The organism is Pseudomonas sp. 50_B (assembly GCF_017491625.1).
Taxonomy (GTDB): Bacteria; Pseudomonadota; Gammaproteobacteria; order Pseudomonadales; family Pseudomonadaceae; genus Aquipseudomonas; species Aquipseudomonas danubii.
Genome location: NZ_JAFGYX010000008.1, coordinates 229797 through 249663 on the forward strand (window position 1 = coordinate 229797; position 19867 = coordinate 249663).

The following is a 19867-nucleotide window of genomic DNA, read 5'->3' on the forward strand; positions in this document are numbered from 1 at the left end:
TTACTCCTTGGCGTCTTCAGGGGCAGGCGCGTCGCCATGCTGGCTGTCTTCAGCCACGGCACGCTCGATCAGGGCCGACAGGTGTGCCCCGCGGGCCACGCTTTCGTCGTAATGGAAGTGCAGTTGCGGCACGCTGCGCAGCTTCATTTCCTTGGCCAGTTGCATGCGCAGGAAACCTGCCGCCGAGTTCAGCACCTTGATGCTCTGGGCGATCTCTTCGGCGTTTTCCTGGCCCATCACGGTGATGAAAATCTTCGCGTGACCGACATCACGGCTGACTTCCACGGCGGTGATGGTCACCAGGCCGACGCGTGGATCCTTGACTTCGCGACGGATCAGTTGCGCCAGTTCGCGCTGCATCTGATCACCGATGCGTTGGGTACGGCTGTATTCTTTTGCCATGTCTTGTTACCTGTTACTGCCTCACGGTGAAACCCGTGTGGTCTGAAAGCGGCAAACGCCCGGCCTGGCAGGAGCCAGACCGGGCGTTGCATTTAGAGGCCGCAGGAGGCGCCGGGCACTTGCATGCGGCGGGCCACCAGGGCTCTTGAAGTGCGCGAGTTAGAGGCTGCGAGCAACCTGGACCTTCTCGAAGACTTCGATCTTGTCACCGACTTTGACGTCGTTGTAGCTCTTCACGCCGATACCGCATTCCATGCCGGCACGCACTTCGGAGGCGTCATCCTTGAAGCGGCGCAGGGATTCCAGCTCGCCTTCGAAGATAACGATGTCTTCACGCAGTACACGGATTGGACGGTTACGGTGCACGACACCTTCGATGACCATGCAACCGGCGATCGCGCCAAACTTCGGCGAGCGGAACACGTCGCGAACTTCGGCAACACCCAGGATGTTCTCCCGAACGTCGCTGCCCAACATACCGGTCAGGGCTTTCTTGACGTCTTCGATGATGTCGTAGATCACGTTGTAGTAACGCATATCCAGACCTTCCTGCTCGACGATCTTCCGGGCGCCGGCATCGGCACGCACGTTGAAGCCGAACAGTACAGCGTTGGAGGCCAGTGCCAGGTTGGCGTCGCTTTCGGTAATACCACCGACGCCGCCGCCCACTACACGCACTTGCACTTCGTCGTTGCCCAGGCCGTTCAGAGCGCCTTGCAGAGCTTCCAACGAACCACGGACGTCGGATTTGAGGACGATGTTGAGCGTCTTCTTCTCTTCCTGGCCCATGCTTTCGAAGATGTTTTCCAGCTTGCCGGCGTGAGCACGAGCCAGTTTGACTTCGCGGAACTTGCCTTGACGGAACAGAGCCACTTCACGGGCTTTCTTCTCGTCGGCCACTACGCTCATCTCGTCGCCAGCGTCCGGGGTACCGTCCAGGCCGAGGATCTCGACCGGAATGGAAGGACCGGCTTCCTTGATTGGCTTGCCGTTCTCGTCGAGCATGGCGCGCACGCGGCCGTAGTTCGAACCGACCAGCACCATGTCGCCTTGACGCAGCGTACCGTCCTGAACCAGTACGGTGGCTACCGGGCCGCGGCCCTTGTCGAGACGGGATTCAACCACGACACCACGGCCAGGAGCCGAAGGAGTCGCCTTGAGTTCCAGTACTTCGGCTTGCAGCAGAACGGCTTCGAGCAGGTCGTCGACACCGGTACCCATTTTCGCGGAAACCGGTACGAACGGCGTATCGCCACCCCAATCTTCCGACGTCACGCCGTGAACCGAGAGTTCACTGCGGATACGGTCCAGGTCGGCGCCCGGCTTGTCGATCTTGTTCACCGCAACCACCAGCGGAACGCCGGCAGCTTGAGCGTGCTGAACAGCTTCAACGGTCTGCGGCATCACGCCGTCGTCCGCTGCAACCACCAGGATCACAATGTCGGTGGCCTTGGCACCACGGGCACGCATGGCGGTAAACGCGGCGTGACCTGGGGTGTCGAGGAAGGTGACCATGCCGCGCTCGGTTTCTACGTGGTAGGCACCGATGTGCTGGGTAATGCCACCGGCTTCGCCCGCGGCCACTTTGGCGCGACGGATGTAGTCCAGCAACGAGGTCTTACCGTGGTCAACGTGGCCCATTACGGTCACGACCGGCGCACGGGCAACCGCTTCACCTTCGAACTTCAGGGACTCGGCCAGGGAATCTTCCAGGGCAGTGTCGCTGACCAGGGTCACTTTGTGGCCCAGTTCTTCAGCAACCAGCTGGGCAGTTTCCTGATCCAGAACCTGGTTGATGGTGGCTGGAGTGCCCAGCTTGAACATGAACTTGATGACTTCGGCAGCCTTGACCGACATCTGCTGGGCCAGTTCGCCCACAGTGATGGTCTCGCCGATCTGCACGTCACGTACCACTGGCCCGGTTGGACTCTGGAAACCGTGAGCATTGCGCTTCTTCAGCTTGGCCTTGCCGCGACCACCACGACGGAAGCCATCGCTTTCTTCGTCGGTGGTACGTGGAGCAACGCGCGGCGCTGGTGCCTTTTCCTTGACCGAAGCACGATGCGGAGCGTTTTTGCGCTCGCCATCGCCGCTGCGACGGTTGTCGTCGTTGCGGGACTTGTCCGGACGGCGCTGCTCGTCTTTCTTGCGCTCGGCAACCGGCGCCGGAGCGGCCACTGGTGCTTCTTGCACAGCTTCGACCACAGGCGCAGGTGCAGGGGCTGCAGCAGCTTGCGCGGCAACAGGCTCGGCAACCGGAGCAGGCTGGCGACGCGCTTCTTCTTCGGCGCGACGCTTGGCTTCTTCTTCAGCCTTTTGACGAGCAGCATTTTCTACTGCGCGGCGTTCTTCCAGTTCGCGTTGACGCTCGGCTTCGATTTCTTCCGGGCTGCGCTGCACGAAGACTTTCTTCTTGCGCACTTCAACGCTGATGCTCTTGCTGCCAGCAACACGCAGGGTGCTGGTGGTCTTGCGCTGCAAAGTGATCTTGCGTGGTTCTTCCACTTTCGCCTTGTGGCTGCTTTTCAGATGAGTCAGCAACGACTGCTTCTCACTGTCGCTCACATGTTCCTCGGCGGCGGTGTGCGGCAGACCTGCCTCACGCATCTGCTGCAGCAGGCGCTCTACCGGTGTTTTGACCTCATCGGCCAGTTGTTTCACCGTGACTTGCGTCATGCACTTCTCTCCTCAGGCCGCGCCTAATTACTCGAACCAGTGGGCTCGGGCGGCCATGATCAACTTGCCGGCACGATCATCGTCAATGCCGTCGATGTCGAGCAGGTCGTCAATAGACTGCTCGGCCAGGTCTTCGCGGGTAATTACGCCGCGCACCGCCAGTTCCATCGCCAAATCCTTGTCCATACCCTCAAGCGAGAGCAGGTCTTCGGCCGGATGGGCGTCTGCCAGCTTTTCCTCAGTAGCGATGGCTTTAGTCAACAAGCGATCCTTGGCCCGAGCGCGAAGCTCGTTGACGATGTCTTCGTCAAAGCCGTCGATGTTGAGCATTTCTTCCAGCGGTACGTAGGCAATCTCTTCCAGGCTGGTGAAGCCTTCATCAACCAGAACCTGTGCCAGTTCTTCATCAACTTCCAGCTCGTCGATGAAGTTGCGCAGTATGTCGCCGGTTTCTGCTTGCTGCTTGGCCTGGATGTCCGATTCGGTCATCACGTTCAGGGTCCAGCCAGTCAATTGGCTGGCCAGACGCACGTTCTGACCACCGCGACCGATGGCCTGAGCCAGATTGTCTGCGCCAACGGCGATGTCCATGGCATGGGCATCTTCGTCAACGATAATTGCCGCGACCTCAGCCGGCGACATGGCATTGATCACGAACTGCGCCGGGTTCTCGTCCCACAGGACGATGTCCACACGCTCACCGCCCAACTCGCCGGAAACGGCCTGGACGCGCGAACCGCGCATACCAATGCACGCGCCCTGCGGGTCGATGCGTTTGTCTTTGGAGCGGACTGCGATCTTGGCGCGCGAACCCGGATCACGGGAGGCGGCCATAACTTCGATCAGGCCTTCGGCAATTTCCGGCACTTCGATACGGAACAGCTCGATCAGCATTTCCGGAGCGGTACGCGACAGGATCAGCTGCGGGCCGCGGTTCTCGGTGCGGATTTCCTTGAGCAGCGCGCGCAGACGCACGCCAACCCGGAAAGTCTCACGGGAGATGATGTCTTCACGGGCCAGCAACGCTTCGGCGTTGTTGCCCAGATCGACGATCACGTTGTCACGTGTCACTTTTTTCACGGTGCCGGAGATGATTTCTCCCAGGCGCTCGCGATAGGCATCAACCACCTGTGCGCGCTCGGCTTCGCGAACTTTCTGCACAATGACCTGCTTGGCGGTCTGGGCAGCGATGCGGCCGAACTCGATGGATTCGATTTTCTCTTCGATCACATCACCGACTTTAGCGTCGGGATGGGTTTCACGCGCCTTGCTCAACCAGGTCTCGACCGCTGGATCATCCAGATCGGCTTCTTCAACCACCGTCCAGCGACGGAAAGTTTCATAGGAACCGGTGTGGCGATTGATTTCCACACGCAGGTCCACTTCGTCTTCAAAACGCTTTTTGGTAGCAGTGGCCAGGGCCAGCTCCAGCGCTTCAAAAATCACGCTTGCCGGTACACCCTTTTCATTGGATACCGACTCAACAACCAGCAGTACTTCTTTGCTCATCGTACGCCTCGCCTTTCGCAAGCCATTGGATCCGCGGGATCCGCGTCTCAGTCAAAACTGGGAATAATGTTGGCCTTGTCGATCATATCGATCGGCAACAGAAACTCGTGATCATCCACCTGCACCACGACGTCCTGCTCCTCCACCCCGCGGAGAAGGCCCTGAAAATTACGCCGACCTTCGAAAGGCGAGCGCAGCTTGATCTTCACTTGCTCACCGACATACTTGGCGAACTGTTCAAGGGTGAACAGTGGGCGTTCCATGCCAGGAGAGGAAACCTCAAGGGTGTATTCAACGGAAATCGGATCTTCTACGTCGAGAACACCGCTGATCTGACGGCTGACGATGGCGCAATCGTCCACCAGCACGCCGCCTTCTTTATCGATATAAACGCGCAACAATGAGTGGCGACCCTGAGCCGAAAACTCAATACCCCAGCATTCATAGCCAAGGGCCACGACCACCGGGGCCAACAAGGCCTGCAACTGTTCTAGCTTGCTCGACACCTGAACCCCCTCGTGCATGCTTGTGCAAATAAAAAATGGGCGAAGCGCCCATCCCGGAAACGCCGTTGAATAGCGGCGTTATAAAGTGTCCAGCTAACAAAAAGCCCCTGAAAAGGGGCTCCGCTAAAACTGGTTGCGGGGGCCGGATTTGAACCGACGACCTTCGGGTTATGAGCCCGACGAGCTACCAGACTGCTCCACCCCGCGACAAAGCTGGGGCGGAAGTATACGACTGATCCCTTTTTGGGTCAATGTAACCTTCCACCTACAAGAAAGCCCGCAACCGCGGGCTCTCCTGACAATTGGTACCGAGAAGGGGACTCGAACCCCTACACCCTATGGGCACAACCACCTCAAGGTTGCGTGTCTACCAATTCCACCACCTCGGCATAGACTACGTTACTGCGCGAAACTCTTCTTACTTCTGCTCTGGAGCTGGAGGTACGTCAGTCGCACTATTGGCCGACTTTTGCTCTTGGAGCACCGGGACATCATCAGAAGCCGGTTTTTGCTTTGGTACTTCAAGTACTGCTGGATCTGGCAAACCTACTTGAGTCAGCTGATGAGCTTTCTCTTTAGCAAAGTAACCTAACCCCAAGCTGGTTATGAAGAAACCGGCGGCAAGTATAGCAGTAAACTTACTAAGAAAGGTAGAGGAACCTTGGCTTCCGAACACAGTATTTGAAGCACCTGCACCGAAAGACGCGCCAGCATCCGCACCTTTACCCTGCTGCAGCAAAACCAGAGCAACTACGCCCAGGGCACCCAGCAGATGAAAAACGACTACGACTGTTTCCAGCATTTTTTCAGTTTCCCGCGGCGCGACAGATCGCACCGAACTCATCTGCATTCAGGGAAGCTCCACCAATGAGCCCCCCATCGATATCCGGCATGCCGAACAGTTCGACCGCATTGGCCGCCTTCACGCTGCCGCCGTATAGAAGCCGCACTCCTCGTGCCACTTCAGAATTCTCTGCCGCCAACTGCGCGCGAATGGCTGCGTGCACATCCTGCGCCTGTTGCGGTGTTGCAGTCAGTCCGGTACCAATGGCCCAGACCGGCTCGTAAGCGATAACAGCACTGGCGAATGCGCCAACACCCAACTCCTCAATGATGCTGCCCAGCTGACGCCCGACAACCTCCAGAGTCTTCCCCGCTTCGCGCTGCTCGAGGGTCTCCCCCACACACAGAATCGGCTTAAGGCCACAAGCCTGTGCCGCAGCGAACTTGCGGTTAAGCGTCGCGTCCCGCTCGCCCATGATCATGCGGCGCTCAGAGTGCCCAACCAGCACCAGGGAACAACCTGCGTCCACCAATTGACTCGGGGCGATTTCGCCCGTCAACGCACCTTGCATGGATTCCACCGCAGAGTTCTGCGCGCCGACCTGAATCGACTTGCCTTTCAAGCCATCAATCACTTGATTGATATACAAGCAAGGCGGGAATACCGCGACATCAACACCGCTTGGCAAGGCCAGATGACGAAGGCCGTTGATCAGCTCAGCGACGCTGGCGCGGGTACCGTGCATCTTCCAGTTACCAGCTACCATAGGGCGACGCATGCTGTACCTCGTCGGTCAAAGTGGGCGCAGATGTTACCCAACCAAAACAACACTGGCAAGCCGAAATCAGGCAGAAACTTCAGCAACCAGTTTTGCCAGCTCATCGGCGTAGGCTCGAACCTGAGCTTCATCGTCACCTTCGACCATGACACGCACCAGCGGCTCAGTACCGGACTTGCGCAGCAGAACCCGACCACGCCCCGCCATAGCAGTCGTAACGCGCTCGCAAGCCTCTTTCACAGCAGGATGCTCAACCGGGCTCTCGCCACCACCAAAACGGACATTGACCAGCACTTGAGGGCATTTGCGCAGCCCTTGGCGTGATTGCGCCAGACTTTCACCACGCGCCTTGAGCGCCATCAGCACCTGAAGCGCGGCGATGATCGCATCACCAGTGGTCGCGTGACGGAAGCACACGATATGGCCGGAATTCTCTCCACCCACCAACCAGTTGCGCTCAAGCAGCTCAGCAATCACATAACGATCACCTACGTTGGCCCGGACAAAAGGAATACCCAGATCCGCCAGAGCCAGCTCCAGCCCCAGATTGCTCATAAGCGTCCCGACCACACCGCCTTGCAACTTGTCACGCTCATGCAGGTCCCGGGCGATGATGAACAGCAGCTCATCACCGTCAACAATTGCACCGGTCTGGTCGACCATCAGCACCCGGTCACCGTCGCCATCAAAGGCAATACCCAGATCCGCGTGCTCAGCCAAGACCGCTGCCTGCAATTGCGACATATGAGTCGAACCGCAGTTCTCGTTGATGTTCAAGCCATTAGGCTGCGCAGATAGAACCGTGACTTGCGCACCCAACTCGCGGAATACACTCGGCGCGACCTTGTAGGTGGCGCCATGAGCGCAGTCCAGGACGATCTTCAAGCCTGCAAAACTGGTGCTCGATGGCACGCTGCTCTTGCAGAATTCGATATAGCGCCCCGATGCATCGTTGATCCGCGACACCTTGCCGAGCTTGCTCGACTCCACCACGGTCATGGGCGCATCCAGTAACTCCTCGATCATCAACTCCACCTCGTCAGGCAACTTGGTGCCCTCACCCGAGAAGAACTTGATGCCGTTGTCATCATGGGGATTGTGCGAAGCACTGATGACAATCCCGGCCTCCGCATGGAAGGTGCGCGTCAGATAGGCGATAGCCGGAGTTGGCATCGGCCCCAACAGCATGACATCTGCACCGGCAGCAGATAGCCCTGCCTCGAGAGCCGATTCGAACATGTACCCAGAGATACGCGTGTCCTTACCTACCAGCACACGGCAAGCCCCCATGCTGCGGAAAGCCATGCCCGCCGCCCAGCCGAGCTTGAGCATAAAGTCTGGAGTAATAGGGTATTCGCCCACACGACCACGAATGCCGTCGGTGCCAAAATATTTCTTAGTCATAAGTACTCCATCGTTCTTATTCAGCGGATTCCACTGCCGCAATCATTCGCACCACATCCACCGTTTCGGCGACATCATGGACGCGGATAATCTTCGCGCCCTTGGTCACCGCCAGTGCCGCCAGTGCCAGGCTACCGTGCAATCGCTCGGCCACAGGCCGATTCAGGGACTGGCCAATCATGCTTTTTCGCGACACCCCGACCAGCAGGGGACGCCCAAGGGCATGCAAGGTCTCCATATGCTTGAACAGACTCAAGTTGTGCTGCAGGGTCTTGGCAAAACCAAAGCCCGGGTCAAGAACAATCCGCCCAGCCTCGATCCCCACCGACGCACACGCCGCCATCCGCTCAACCAAAAACTCACTCACTTCCCGAGTGACGTCCTGGTAATGCGGGTTGTCTTGCATATCGCCAGGCTCACCGAGCATATGCATCAGGCATACAGGCAAACCAGTAGCGGCCGCCGCATCCAGGGCACCATCACGGCGCAGTGCGCGCACATCATTGATCAACCCCGCTCCCAGGCGAGCGGTTTCACGCATGACGGCCGGCGTCGAGGTATCAACGGAAATAACCACATCCAGCTCGCGATTAATTCGCTCCACGACCGGGGCCACACGCTCCAACTCTTCCAGGGGCGATACCGCACGAGCACCCGGCCGCGTCGACTCGCCACCGATATCGATCAGCGTAGCACCAGCAAGAACCATGGCCTCGGCATGCCGCAAGGCGACATCCAGTTGACTGAAGCGACCGCCATCGGAGAAGGAATCGGGGGTTACATTGAGAATGCCCATGACATGCGCACGGGCCAAATCAAGAACCCGGTTGCCGCAAGGCAACCGGGTAGAGGAAGGAACAGAAGTCATTTAAAACCTTAGTGGTCGGCAGCAGGGCCGCCAATGGGTGTTTCCGGACGTTCGTTTTGCACTACTGGAGGAGTAGTACCCGAACCGCCCTCCCAATCACGAGGTTCACGCGGAGTACGCCCAGCCATGATGTCGTCAATCTGATCAGCATCGATGGTTTCGTACTTCATCAAGGCATCTGCCATGGCGTCCAGTTTGTCGCGGTTATCTGTGAGGATCTGCTTGGCGGTGCCATAGCACTGATCAATGATGCTGCGTACTTCGGAGTCGATCAGTTTCGCTGTTTCAGCGGACAAACTGGCATGCTGACTGCCTGCACTGCGCCCCAGGAACACTTCGCCCTCTTCTTCCGCATACATCAGCGGGCCGAGTTTTTCGGAGAGCCCCCACTTGGTGACCATGTTCCGAGCAATCTGGCTGGCGCGCATGATGTCGTTGGATGCGCCAGTGGTCACACCGTCAAAACCCAGCGTCATCTCTTCTGCAATACGACCGCCATAGAGCGAGCAGATCTGGCTGATCAGGGCTCGCTTGGACAAGCTATAGCGATCCTCCTCCGGCAAGAACATGGTGACGCCCAATGCCCGACCGCGAGGAATGATCGAGACTTTGTAGACTGGGTCATGCTCAGGCACAACTCGACCAACAATGGCGTGGCCAGCTTCGTGATAAGCGGTGTTCTGCTTCTCTTTCTCGGACATGACCATGGATTTGCGCTCTGCGCCCATCATGATCTTGTCCTTGGCCAGTTCAAACTCCTTCATTTCGACAATGCGCTTACCGGTACGAGCCGCGAACAGCGAGGCCTCGTTCACCAGGTTTGCCAAGTCGGCACCGGAGAAGCCCGGCGTACCACGCGCAATCACCGCCGGAGCAACATCTTCGCCCATTGGCACTTTGCGCATGTGGACCTTGAGAATCTGCTCACGACCGCGAATATCCGGCAGGCCAACCACTACCTGGCGGTCGAAACGACCGGGCCGCAGCAGCGCTGGGTCAAGCACGTCAGGACGGTTGGTGGCGGCGATAACAATGATGCCGTCGTTCATTTCAAAGCCGTCCATCTCAACCAGCAATTGGTTGAGGGTCTGCTCACGCTCATCATGACCGCCGCCCATGCCGGCACCACGGTGACGACCGACAGCGTCGATCTCATCGATGAAAATGATGCATGGAGCATGTTTCTTGGCCTGTTCGAACATGTCGCGAACACGGCTGGCACCAACACCAACGAACATCTCGACGAAATCGGAACCGGAGATAGTGAAGAACGGCACCTTGGCTTCGCCCGCAATGGCCTTGGCCAGCAAGGTCTTACCGGTGCCCGGTGGCCCCACCATCAGCACGCCGCGAGGAATACGGCCACCAAGGCGCTGGAACTTGCCTGGGTCACGCAGGAATTCAACCAGCTCGCCAACTTCCTCTTTGGCCTCGTCACAACCAGCAACGTCAGCGAGAGTGGTTTTCACCTGATCTTCAGAGAGCAGACGCGCCTTGCTCTTGCCAAAGCTCATCGGCCCGCCCTTGCCACCTGCGCCACCCTGCATTTGCCGCATGAAGAACATGAAGACGGCAATGATCACCAGGATCGGGAAACTGGCTACAAGCAGTTGGGTCCAGATACTTTGTTGCTCGGGCTGCTTGCCCTCGACCACGACATGGTTGTCCACCAAATCGCCGATCAGACCATTGTCCTGAATGGCAGGACGGATGGTTTTGAAGGTATCGCCATCGCTGCGCTTGCCGGTAATAACGTAGCCATCAACAGCTACGCGCTCGACCTTGCCATCCTTAACTTGCTGGATGAAGTCGGAGTAGTTGAGGGTTTGCGGCTCGTTAGGGCTGGAGAAGTTGTTCATCACCGTCACAAGGACGGCAGCGATGATCAACCAAAGGATCAGATTCTTTGCCATGTCGTTCAATTAACTACCCTCTGAAGCAAGCGCCGCTACTGGCGCGCGCTTCGCATGATATTCACCGGCCTAACTTACTACATTACCTACAGCTCTGGCAGGCGCTGTCTGTAACCCTATGTGAAACTTAGACTACACAATATGCGTTTAATCTGACGGGGCGAAATACGAAAATCCTATCACCCCAGTCAAAAACCTTACTTACTCGCTGCGACCACGAAAGCCCCGCCCCAGCAGATATTGCTCCCGAGAACGGTCACGGGAAGATGTCGGTTTGCGCATCTGCACTTTCTCGAACATCTGCCGAACGCTCTTGTGGTACTCATCAAAACCTTCACCTTGGAAAATCTTGATCAGAAAATCACCACCTGGCCGTAGTACCCTACCCGCAAGATCCAGCGCCAATTCGCACAGGAACATCGCCCGAGGCATGTCCACGGCTGCTAACCCACTCATATTGGGGGCCATATCGGAAATCACAAGGTCAACCTCTGAATTTCCGACAGCTTCGAGAATCTGCGCCAGCACCGCATCCTCGGTGAAGTCCCCTTGAATGAAGGTCACATCGGGGATGCTGTCCATTTCCAGGATATCCGAGGCGATCAATCGCCCCTGACCACCAATCAGACGACTGGTCACCTGCGACCAGCCCCCCGGGGCAGCCCCCAGGTCGATAACACTCATGCCAGGACGGATAAGGCGGTCCTTTTCCTGGATCTCCAGCAGTTTGTAGCTGGCACGGGAACGGTACCCATCTTTTTGCGCCATTTTGACGAATGGGTCGTTGAAGTGCTCTTTCAGCCAGTTATGGCTAGTTTTGGAACGGGCCACGGGCCACCTCAAAATAAAACGGGTCGTGATTAACTGGGCGGTCCCGGACTCGCTCGGGTAAACTGGCCGCCGCTTTTTACAAGATCAGACGCAGGGGTCAGATTATGCCGCTCACTCAAGAGCAGAAGAAACAGTACAAATCCATTGGCCACCATCTGAAACCAGTATTGACTGTGGCTGACAACGGTTTGACCGAAGGTGTGCTAGCCGAACTTGAACGCGCCTTGAGCGATCACGAGCTGATCAAGATCAAGCTCAACATCCTCGAGCGCGAATCGCGCCTGGAAGCCATTGCCGAACTGTGCAAGGCCGGCAAAGCGGATCTGGTGCAGGTCATCGGCAAGATGGCGCTGATCTACCGCAAGAACGCCAAGGTAAACAAGCAATTGTCGAACGTCCATCGTTTCAACTGACGTCGACTCGGGTCAAGGGTGTGCCTGGCGCACCCTTCCACCCCATCCTGGCACCGGCTGCAATACCAGTATCAAGCCGGAAAATCCCAGAACCAGATAGCTGAACAACTGCCAGCGTTGAGCTTCAGGCAACAGAATACGCACAGCGAAATACATGCCGCACGCATACATTGCCATCAACAGCAGTTGCCCCCGAATATCCCGCCAAAGACTTCTCAATCCTTCGGACTGAATCAGCACCAGCGTCTGCAGAACCAGGCACGCCCCCGAAAAGCCCACCAACAAAGCACTGAGCAGGGTAGAAATCTCTTCGATCAGCAAGGGAGCAAGGCCAATCTGGCCCAGGACGGGAAACAAACCGAAATGCAACAGCCATAAGCCGCCGACCCACAGCATCTGGGTCAGCTGCCAAAGCATGGCGCCCGCATGCAGCGGGCGCCTTCTTTCAGATGTGACGGACTTCGACAATCTCATACTCGATTACACCGCCAGGCGTTTTGACCGCCACCACATCACCCTCTTCCTTGGCAATCAAGGCACGAGCAATCGGCGAGCCGACGGAGATTTTACCGAGCTTGATATCAGCCTCGTCCTCACCAACGATCTGGTAGGTCACGCTTTCGTCAGTCTCGACGTTGGCGATCTCGACCGTGGTGCCAAAGATCACCTTGCCGGTATGAGGAATGGTCGTGACATCGATGACCACCGAGTTCTGCAGGCGACCTTCGATATCACGGATCCGAGCCTCGACCATGCCTTGCTGTTCACGCGCAGCATGGTATTCAGCGTTTTCCTTCAAGTCACCCAACTCGCGGGCCGTACCGATGTCCTGGCTGAGCTTAGGACGAACGACCTTGGTCAGGTGAGCATGCTCTTCTTCCAGGGCGCGAGCGCCCTGGACGGTCATTGGGTATTTATTCATGCCTTCAATCCTGCGTGTAGATCCTGCAAGCGACGCACGGTTTTTTCCGGACCGAACTTCAACGCTTCGCAGATAGCTTCGCCAGCAGCAATGGTGGTGGTGCAGTAGATCTTGTGCTGCAAGGCGTTACGACGAATGGAGTAAGAGTCAGCAATCGACTGACGACCTTCAGTGGTGTTGATGATCAGGGTGACTTCGTCGTTCTTGATCATATCGACCACATGCGGACGGCCTTCAGTCACCTTGTTCACACGACGCACTTTCAGGCCGGCCGCTTCGATCAGCTTGGCGGTGCCCGCAGTAGCGACCACTTCGAAGCCCAAGTTGATCAGATCACGGGCCACGCCTGCAACCAGAGGTTTGTCATCGTCACGAACACTGATAAATGCAGTACCGCCAGTCGGCAGCACTTCGCTGGCGCCCATCTGGGCCTTGGCGAAAGCCTCACCGAAAGTATCGCCCACACCCATGACTTCACCGGTGGACTTCATCTCTGGGCCGAGGATCGGGTCAACACCCGGGAACTTGGCGAACGGGAACACCGCTTCCTTGACGCTGTAGAAGTTCGGGATGATTTCCTTGGTAAAGCCCAGCTCTTTCAGGGTCTTACCAGCCATCACACGAGCCGCGATCATCGCCAGGGAGACGCCGATGCACTTGGACACGAAAGGCACGGTGCGGGAAGCACGCGGGTTAACCTCGATCACATAGATCTGCTCACCCTGAAGGGCCAGCTGTACGTTCATCAGGCCGACCACCCCCAGTTCCAGGGCCATTTTCTTGACCTGCTCACGCATCTCATCCTGGATGTGCGCCGGCAGCGAGTACGGCGGCAGAGAGCACGCGGAGTCGCCGGAGTGAACACCGGCCTGCTCGATATGCTGCATGATTGCGCCGATCACCACGTCGGTGCCGTCGCAGACCGCATCCACGTCCATCTCGATGGCGCAGTTGAGGAAGTGATCCAGCAGCACCGGACTGTCGTTGGACACTTGCACCGCTTCACGCAGGTAGCGCTTGAGCTCTTCTTCCTCGTAGACGATTTCCATTGCACGGCCGCCCAGAACATAGGACGGACGCACCACCAGCGGATAACCGATCTTGGTCGCGGCACGAATCGCTTCGTCTTCGCTGCGCACGGTGGCGTTTGGCGGCTGACGCAGGTTCAGGCGCTCAACCATTTGCTGGAAGCGCTCACGGTCTTCGGCACGGTCGATGGCGTCAGGACTGGTGCCAATGATCGGCACACCGGCCGCTTCCAGGGCACGGGCCAGCTTCAGCGGAGTCTGGCCGCCGTACTGAACGATCACGCCTTTTGGCTTCTCGACGCGGACGATTTCCAGCACGTCTTCCAGGGTTACCGGTTCGAAGTACAGGCGATCGGAGGTGTCGTAGTCGGTGGAAACGGTTTCCGGGTTGCAGTTGACCATGATGGTTTCGTAACCATCGTCGCGCAGTGCCAGTGCAGCGTGTACGCAGCAGTAGTCGAACTCGATACCCTGGCCGATACGGTTTGGACCGCCGCCCAGGATCATGATCTTGTCGCGGGTCGATGGTGCGGCTTCGCACTCTTCTTCATAAGTCGAGTACAGGTAAGCGGTGTCAGTAGCGAACTCGGCGGCGCAGGTGTCGACGCGCTTGTAGACCGGGAACACTTCCAGCTTATGACGGTGAGTGCGCAGGTTCTTCTCAGTCACACCCAGCAGCTTGGCCAGACGCTGGTCGGAGAAGCCTTTGCGCTTCAAGCGGAACATCAGGTCGCGACCGATAGCCGACAGACCCAAGGTCTTGACCTTCTCTTCTTCCTTGATCAGATCTTCGATCTGCACCAGGAACCAAGGATCGATCATGTTCATGCCGAAGATCTGCTCGACGGTCATGCCGGCACGGAAGGCGTCAGCCACGTACCAGATACGCTCGGCGCCTGGCACGGTCAGCTCGCGCTTGAGGACGTTCATGCTTTCCGGATTGCTCAGGTCGAGCTTCGGATCCAGGCCGCAAACACCGACCTCCAGACCGCGCAGAGCTTTCTGCAGGGATTCCTGGAAGGTCCGGCCGATGGCCATGACTTCACCCACCGACTTCATCTGGGTGGTCAGGCGCGCGTCAGCCTTGGAGAATTTCTCGAAGGCGAAGCGCGGCAGCTTGGTCACGACGTAGTCGATGGACGGCTCGAAGGAGGCTGGAGTCTTGCCGCCGGTGATGTCGTTGGACAGCTCGTCCAGGGTGTAACCCACCGCCAGCTTGGCAGCGACCTTGGCGATCGGGAAACCCGTGGCTTTCGAGGCCAGCGCCGAAGAACGGGACACCCGCGGGTTCATCTCGATCACGACCATGCGGCCAGTGTTCGGGCAGATGCCGAACTGCACGTTGGAACCGCCGGTTTCCACGCCGATCTCACGCAGTACCGCCAGGGAGGCGTTACGCAGGATCTGGTATTCCTTGTCGGTCAGGGTCTGTGCCGGAGCTACGGTGATCGAGTCACCGGTGTGCACACCCATCGGGTCGAAGTTTTCGATGGAGCAGACGATGATGCAGTTGTCCTTCTTATCGCGGACCACCTCCATCTCGTACTCTTTCCAGCCGATCAGCGATTCGTCGATCAGCAGTTCCTTGGTCGGCGACAGGTCCAGACCGCGGGCACAGATCTCTTCGAACTCTTCACGGTTGTAAGCAATACCGCCACCGGTGCCGCCCATGGTGAAGGACGGACGGATGATGCAAGGGAAACCCAGCTTGTCGAGGACTGCATTGGCCTCTTCCATGCTGTGAGCGATACCGGAACGTGGGCACGCCAGGCCGATGGACTTCATGGCAGCGTCGAAGCGCGAACGGTCCTCAGCCTTGTCGATGGTGTCGGCATTGGCACCGATCATCTCTACGCCGAACTTCTCCAGAACGCCTTCGCGCTCCAGGTCCAGAGCGCAGTTCAGAGCCGTCTGGCCGCCCATGGTTGGCAGCAGCGCATCCGGACGCTCTTTCTCGATGATCTTGGCAACGGTCTGCCACTTGATCGGCTCGATGTAGGTGGCGTCGGCCATGGCCGGGTCGGTCATGATGGTGGCCGGGTTGGAGTTCACCAGGATGACCCGGTAACCCTCTTCGCGCAGGGCCTTGCAGGCCTGGGCGCCGGAGTAGTCGAATTCGCAGGCCTGGCCGATCACGATCGGGCCAGCGCCAAGAATCAGGATGCTTTTAATGTCTGTACGTTTTGGCATGGGTTGTCACTCAAATCCGCAGGTCAGTCGGCAAGCCGTCTTGAACATTCTCTGAGGCACCTGAGGGGATTATTCCGCCGGACTCGCCGGGGCCGCCCTCAGGCGCTGCTCGCTACATTTTCAAGGCGAGCGCTTAGCGTCGCTTGGCCATCTCGTTGATGAAGCGGTCGAACAGCGGCGCCACATCGTTCGGGCCCGGGCTGGCTTCAGGGTGGCCCTGGAAGCTGAACGCGCTCTTGTCGGTACGCTCGATACCCTGCAGGGTGCCGTCGAACAGCGACTTGTGGATCGCCCGGACGTTGCCCGGCAGCGTGGCTTCATCCACCGCAAAACCGTGGTTCTGGCTGGTGATCATGACCACGCCGGTGTCCAGGTCCTGGACCGGGTGGTTGGCACCGTGATGGCCGTGGCCCATTTTCAGGGTCTTGGCACCGGAAGCCAGGGCCAGCAGTTGGTGACCCAGGCAGATGCCGAACACCGGAATCTCGGTCTCGAGGATTTCCTTGATGGCCTTGATCGCGTAGTCGCAAGGCTCGGGGTCACCAGGACCGTTGGACAGGAACACGCCATCTGGATTGAGGGCCAGGACGTCGCTCGCCGGGGTCTGAGCAGGCACAACGGTCACGCGGCAGCCGCGCTCCACTAGCATGCGCAGGATGTTCAGCTTGACCCCGAAGTCATAGGCAACCACGTGGTACGGCAGATCGGCGGCTTCGATGGTGGCGTGGCTGTCGGTTTTCAGATCCCAGACAGTCGAACGCCATTCGTAGCTTTGCTTGGTGCTGACGACTTTCGCCAGGTCCATGCCTTTCAGGCCCGGGAAGCCGCGCGCTGCTGCAATCGCCGCTTCTTCGGAGATGTTGTCGCCGGCCATGATGCAGCCGTTCTGAGCACCTTTTTCACGCAGGATGCGGGTCAGGCGACGGGTGTCGATACCGGCGATCGCCACAACGTTGTTGGCTTTCAGGTAATCGGACAGGGACAGGGTGTTACGCCAGTTGCTGGCCACCAGCGGCAAGTCACGGATAACCAGGCCAGCCGACCAGACGCGGTCGGACTCGGCGTCTTCCGGCGTGGTGCCGGTGTTGCCAATGTGGGGATAGGTCAGGGTAACGATCTGTTGGGCGTAGGAAGGATCGGTAAGGATTTCCTGATAGCCGGTCATTGCGGTGTTGAACACCACCTCACCAACGGTTTGACCGTCGGCTCCAATGGCTTCGCCACGAAAAATGCTGCCATCAGCAAGGGCGAGTATGGCTGGCTTAGTCAAGAAGACCTCCCGTAAATAGAGCCTGAAAGGGCGATCGCAGGTTGCAAAAAAGCGGAATGACGTATAGACACGTCACCCCGCTTCTTCGTCGAATTATCTGCGCGCTTTTAGTGGACACACTAAAGCTGTAGCTTACAGAAAAAGGCTTTTTCGGTCCACCGCTAATGAGCCTTAAAGGCAGAGGAATGCGACAGAACATCGCCTAGCGGTGCGAAGCGGGGCTGAAGGACAGCCTCAACCCCACTTCAGATGCATCTCAACGCAAATCCAGCACATCCTGCATGTCGTAAAGACCGGCCTCGCGACCATCCAGCCATAGGGCAGCACGTACCGCACCTTTGGCGAAGGTCATGCGACTGGAGGCCTTGTGGGTGATTTCCAGGCGCTCGCCCTCAGTGGCAAACAGCACAGTGTGATCCCCCACCACATCACCACCACGCACAGTGGCGAAACCGATGGTTTCGCGCTCACGCGCACCGGTATGCCCCTCGCGACCATAGACCGCAACCTGTTGCAGGTCGCGCCCCAAGGCATTGGCAATCACCTCACCCATGCGCAGGGCAGTGCCCGAAGGCGCATCGATCTTGTGACGGTGATGAGCCTCGATGATTTCGATGTCCGCATCATCGCCCAGCACCCGAGCTGCCATATCCAGCAGCTTCAGCGAAAGGTTCACCCCGACACTGAAGTTGGCAGCGAAGACGATGGGAATCTCCTTGCCCGCCTCAGCCAGCAATTGCTTTTCCTTGGCGCCCAAACCCGTAGTACCAATCACCATGGCCTTGCCCGCCTTACGGCAGAAGGCCAGGTTCTTGAGCATCACTTCAGGCAAGGTGAAATCGATCAGCACATCAAACTCATCGACAACCTTCTCCAGGCTATCGGACATCGACACGCCAAGACGCCCCAGGGACGCCAGCTCACCTGCATCCGCACCCACCAGCGAACTGCCAGGACGAACGATCGCCGCCGTCAACCCAGAGAGCGGCGAGCGCAGCTGCACAGCCTCGACCAAAGTCTTGCCCATGCGCCCCGCGGCGCCCATGACTGCTATACGTCGCATGCATTACTCCTTACAGATCGCCGAAGAAGCGTTTGACGCCCTCGAACCAACCCGTGGTTTTCGGCGAGTGCGAATTGTCGCCATCCAGCGAACCGCGCAACTCTTCCAGCAGCTCGCGCTGACGACGACTCAGGTTCACTGGCGTTTCCACCGCAACCCGACACATCAGATCGCCAGCACCGCCGCCACGCACCGGAGCAACGCCCTTGCCGCGAATCCGGAACTGCTTGCCGGTCTGAGTCCCCTCAGGAATCTTCAGCTTGACCCGACCATCCAGAGTCGGAATCTCCAGCTCGCCGCCCAAGGCCGCATCAACAAAGCTGATAGGCACTTCGCAGAACAGATGCTTGCCGTCACGCTGGAAGATCGAGTGCTCGCGCACATTGATCACCACATACAAGTCACCAGTCGGACCACCCTGGGTCCCCGCCTCACCCTCACCGGACAGACGGATACGGTCACCCGTATCGACACCTGCCGGCACTTTTACCGACAGCGTCTTGTACTCTTCGACGCGGCCTTCGCCGTGGCACGAATCGCACGGATCGGAAATGATCTTGCCCTGACCATGGCAACGCGGGCAGGTCTGCTGCACCGAGAAGAAGCCCTGCTGCATGCGCACCTGACCAATACCACCGCAAGTCGGGCAAGTGACAGGCGACGAGCCCTTCTTGGCACCCGAACCATCGCACGGCTTGCAATTGACCAGTGTTGGCACACGGATGTTAACCGTGGTGCCCCGCACCGCCTCTTCCAGATTCAGTTCCAGGGTGTAACGCAGATCGCTACCGCGCTGCGCGCCACCGCGAGAGCCGCCGCGACCGCCACCGAAGAAATCACTGAACACATCACCGAAGATATCGGAGAAGTTCTGACCGCCAAAACCGGCGCCACCACCACCCATGCTCGGATCGACACCGGCATGACCATACTGGTCATAAGCTGCGCGCTTACTGGAGTCGGACAGCACTTCGTAGGCCTCGTTGGCCTCCTTGAACATGTCTTCCGACGCTTTGTCGCCGGGATTACGATCCGGGTGATGCTTCATCGCCAGGCGACGGTAAGCCTTTTTCAGCTCCGCTTCGCTGGAGCCACGCTCCACACCCAATACTTCGTAATAGTCACGCTTTGCCATAAGTCTTTGCACTCTTAAGGACGCCCGGCAAACCCTCCTGAGCTCTGCCAAACTCGCTGAGCCCCAATAAGGCCCGGACCCAACTCACGTCAATTCAACGATCCTGGTCTTGGATAGACGACCCGGTTGCAGGTCGATCATTGCGGTCATCGCAGCCGGAAAGCAGGAGCTTCTC

17 protein-coding genes and 2 tRNA genes are annotated in these 19867 nt (G+C 58.3%); 1 reads left to right on the plus strand and 18 read right to left on the minus strand.

Going from position 1 to position 19867, the window contains the following annotated elements:
• The 12 genes from rbfA to rlmE form a co-directional block, all read right to left on the minus strand.
• Nucleotides 1–402 (minus strand): 30S ribosome-binding factor RbfA, encoded by a 402-nt coding sequence (rbfA, locus tag J5M73_RS14140; protein WP_016967778.1) that lies wholly within the window; start codon nt 400–402, stop codon nt 1–3.
• Between the two features lie 159 nt (nt 403–561).
• Nucleotides 562–3078, minus strand: coding sequence for a translation initiation factor IF-2 (gene infB, locus J5M73_RS14145; RefSeq protein ID WP_102861087.1), 2517 nt, complete (start codon nt 3076–3078; stop codon nt 562–564).
• Between the two features lie 27 nt (nt 3079–3105).
• The gene (gene nusA, locus J5M73_RS14150) at nt 3106–4587 is read right to left on the minus strand and encodes a transcription termination factor NusA (protein WP_011059201.1); all 1482 of its coding nucleotides are present in this window, start codon (nt 4585–4587) and stop codon (nt 3106–3108) included.
• 47 nt (nt 4588–4634) lie between these two features.
• Nucleotides 4635–5093, minus strand: a complete 459-nt coding sequence (rimP, locus tag J5M73_RS14155) for a ribosome maturation factor RimP (RefSeq protein WP_041120545.1) — start codon at nt 5091–5093, stop codon at nt 4635–4637.
• A gap of 130 nt (nt 5094–5223) precedes the next feature.
• Nucleotides 5224–5300, minus strand: a tRNA-Met gene (locus tag J5M73_RS14160).
• Between the two features lie 96 nt (nt 5301–5396).
• Nucleotides 5397–5482, minus strand: a tRNA-Leu gene (locus tag J5M73_RS14165).
• A gap of 29 nt (nt 5483–5511) precedes the next feature.
• Nucleotides 5512–5895, minus strand: coding sequence for a preprotein translocase subunit SecG (gene secG, locus J5M73_RS14170; protein ID WP_015634120.1), 384 nt, complete (start codon nt 5893–5895; stop codon nt 5512–5514).
• Between the two features lie 4 nt (nt 5896–5899).
• Nucleotides 5900–6655, minus strand: coding sequence for a triose-phosphate isomerase (tpiA, locus tag J5M73_RS14175; protein WP_102861086.1), 756 nt, complete (start codon nt 6653–6655; stop codon nt 5900–5902).
• Nucleotides 6656–6721: 66 nt separating this feature from the next.
• A complete protein-coding gene (gene glmM / locus J5M73_RS14180; protein ID WP_102861085.1) occupies nt 6722–8059 on the minus strand; it encodes a phosphoglucosamine mutase in 1338 nt (445 codons plus the stop codon).
• Between the two features lie 16 nt (nt 8060–8075).
• A complete protein-coding gene (folP, locus tag J5M73_RS14185) occupies nt 8076–8927 on the minus strand; it encodes a dihydropteroate synthase (RefSeq protein ID WP_102861084.1) in 852 nt (283 codons plus the stop codon).
• 8 nt (nt 8928–8935) lie between these two features.
• Nucleotides 8936–10840, minus strand: coding sequence for an ATP-dependent zinc metalloprotease FtsH (gene ftsH / locus J5M73_RS14190; RefSeq protein ID WP_102861083.1), 1905 nt, complete (start codon nt 10838–10840; stop codon nt 8936–8938).
• A gap of 201 nt (nt 10841–11041) precedes the next feature.
• Nucleotides 11042–11671: a 23S rRNA (uridine(2552)-2'-O)-methyltransferase RlmE gene (rlmE, locus tag J5M73_RS14195; protein ID WP_047283886.1), complete on the minus strand. Its 630-nt coding sequence runs from the start codon at nt 11669–11671 to the stop codon at nt 11042–11044.
• Nucleotides 11672–11775: 104 nt separating this feature from the next.
• Here rlmE and J5M73_RS14200 point away from each other — a divergent pair, with 104 nt between their 5' ends.
• The gene (locus J5M73_RS14200) at nt 11776–12084 is read left to right on the plus strand and encodes a YhbY family RNA-binding protein (RefSeq protein ID WP_102861082.1); all 309 of its coding nucleotides are present in this window, start codon (nt 11776–11778) and stop codon (nt 12082–12084) included.
• A 12-nt stretch (nt 12085–12096) separates the two neighbouring features.
• Here J5M73_RS14200 and J5M73_RS14205 read toward each other — a convergent pair whose 3' ends face one another.
• The 6 genes from J5M73_RS14205 to dnaJ form a co-directional block, all read right to left on the minus strand.
• Complete coding sequence (locus J5M73_RS14205) at nt 12097–12501, minus strand: MFS transporter (protein WP_102861081.1); 405 nt, start codon at nt 12499–12501, stop codon at nt 12097–12099.
• Nucleotides 12502–12529: 28 nt separating this feature from the next.
• On the minus strand, nt 12530–13006 hold the full coding sequence (gene greA / locus J5M73_RS14210) for a transcription elongation factor GreA (protein ID WP_011059193.1): 477 nt from the start codon (nt 13004–13006) through the stop codon (nt 12530–12532).
• Nucleotides 13003–16224 carry a carbamoyl-phosphate synthase large subunit gene (gene carB / locus J5M73_RS14215; RefSeq protein ID WP_102861080.1) on the minus strand — a complete coding sequence of 1074 codons (3222 nt, stop codon included), beginning with the start codon at nt 16222–16224 and terminating at the stop codon, nt 13003–13005. The genes greA and carB overlap by 4 nt, the downstream gene beginning before the upstream one ends.
• Before the next feature lie 133 nt (nt 16225–16357).
• Nucleotides 16358–17494 carry a glutamine-hydrolyzing carbamoyl-phosphate synthase small subunit gene (gene carA / locus J5M73_RS14220; protein ID WP_102861079.1) on the minus strand — a complete coding sequence of 379 codons (1137 nt, stop codon included), beginning with the start codon at nt 17492–17494 and terminating at the stop codon, nt 16358–16360.
• A gap of 256 nt (nt 17495–17750) precedes the next feature.
• A complete protein-coding gene (dapB, locus tag J5M73_RS14225) occupies nt 17751–18557 on the minus strand; it encodes a 4-hydroxy-tetrahydrodipicolinate reductase (RefSeq protein WP_102861078.1) in 807 nt (268 codons plus the stop codon).
• Nucleotides 18558–18567: 10 nt separating this feature from the next.
• Nucleotides 18568–19692: a molecular chaperone DnaJ gene (dnaJ, locus tag J5M73_RS14230; protein ID WP_102861077.1), complete on the minus strand. Its 1125-nt coding sequence runs from the start codon at nt 19690–19692 to the stop codon at nt 18568–18570.
• Nucleotides 19693–19867 lie beyond the last annotated feature (175 nt).

Bases quoted from the DNA above. Each gene is read 5' to 3' on its own strand.
- secG (WP_015634120.1), bottom strand. From the start codon at position 5,895: ATGCTGGAAACAGTCGTAGTCGTTTTTCATCTGCTGGGTGCCCTGGGC.
- rbfA (WP_016967778.1), bottom strand. From the start codon at position 402: ATGGCAAAAGAATACAGCCGTACCCAACGCATCGGTGATCAGATGCAG.
- glmM (WP_102861085.1), bottom strand. From the start codon at position 8,059: ATGACTAAGAAATATTTTGGCACCGACGGCATTCGTGGTCGTGTGGGC.
- ftsH (WP_102861083.1), bottom strand. From the start codon at position 10,840: ATGGCAAAGAATCTGATCCTTTGGTTGATCATCGCTGCCGTCCTTGTG.
- infB (WP_102861087.1), bottom strand. From the start codon at position 3,078: ATGACGCAAGTCACGGTGAAACAACTGGCCGATGAGGTCAAAACACCG.
- dapB (WP_102861078.1), bottom strand. From the start codon at position 18,557: ATGCGACGTATAGCAGTCATGGGCGCCGCGGGGCGCATGGGCAAGACT.
- carB (WP_102861080.1), bottom strand. From the start codon at position 16,224: ATGCCAAAACGTACAGACATTAAAAGCATCCTGATTCTTGGCGCTGGC.
- J5M73_RS14205 (WP_102861081.1), bottom strand. From the start codon at position 12,501: ATGCTTTGGCAGCTGACCCAGATGCTGTGGGTCGGCGGCTTATGGCTG.
- folP (WP_102861084.1), bottom strand. From the start codon at position 8,927: ATGACTTCTGTTCCTTCCTCTACCCGGTTGCCTTGCGGCAACCGGGTT.
- J5M73_RS14200 (WP_102861082.1), top strand. From the start codon at position 11,776: ATGCCGCTCACTCAAGAGCAGAAGAAACAGTACAAATCCATTGGCCAC.
- greA (WP_011059193.1), bottom strand. From the start codon at position 13,006: ATGAATAAATACCCAATGACCGTCCAGGGCGCTCGCGCCCTGGAAGAA.
- tpiA (WP_102861086.1), bottom strand. From the start codon at position 6,655: ATGCGTCGCCCTATGGTAGCTGGTAACTGGAAGATGCACGGTACCCGC.
- dnaJ (WP_102861077.1), bottom strand. From the start codon at position 19,692: ATGGCAAAGCGTGACTATTACGAAGTATTGGGTGTGGAGCGTGGCTCC.
- nusA (WP_011059201.1), bottom strand. From the start codon at position 4,587: ATGAGCAAAGAAGTACTGCTGGTTGTTGAGTCGGTATCCAATGAAAAG.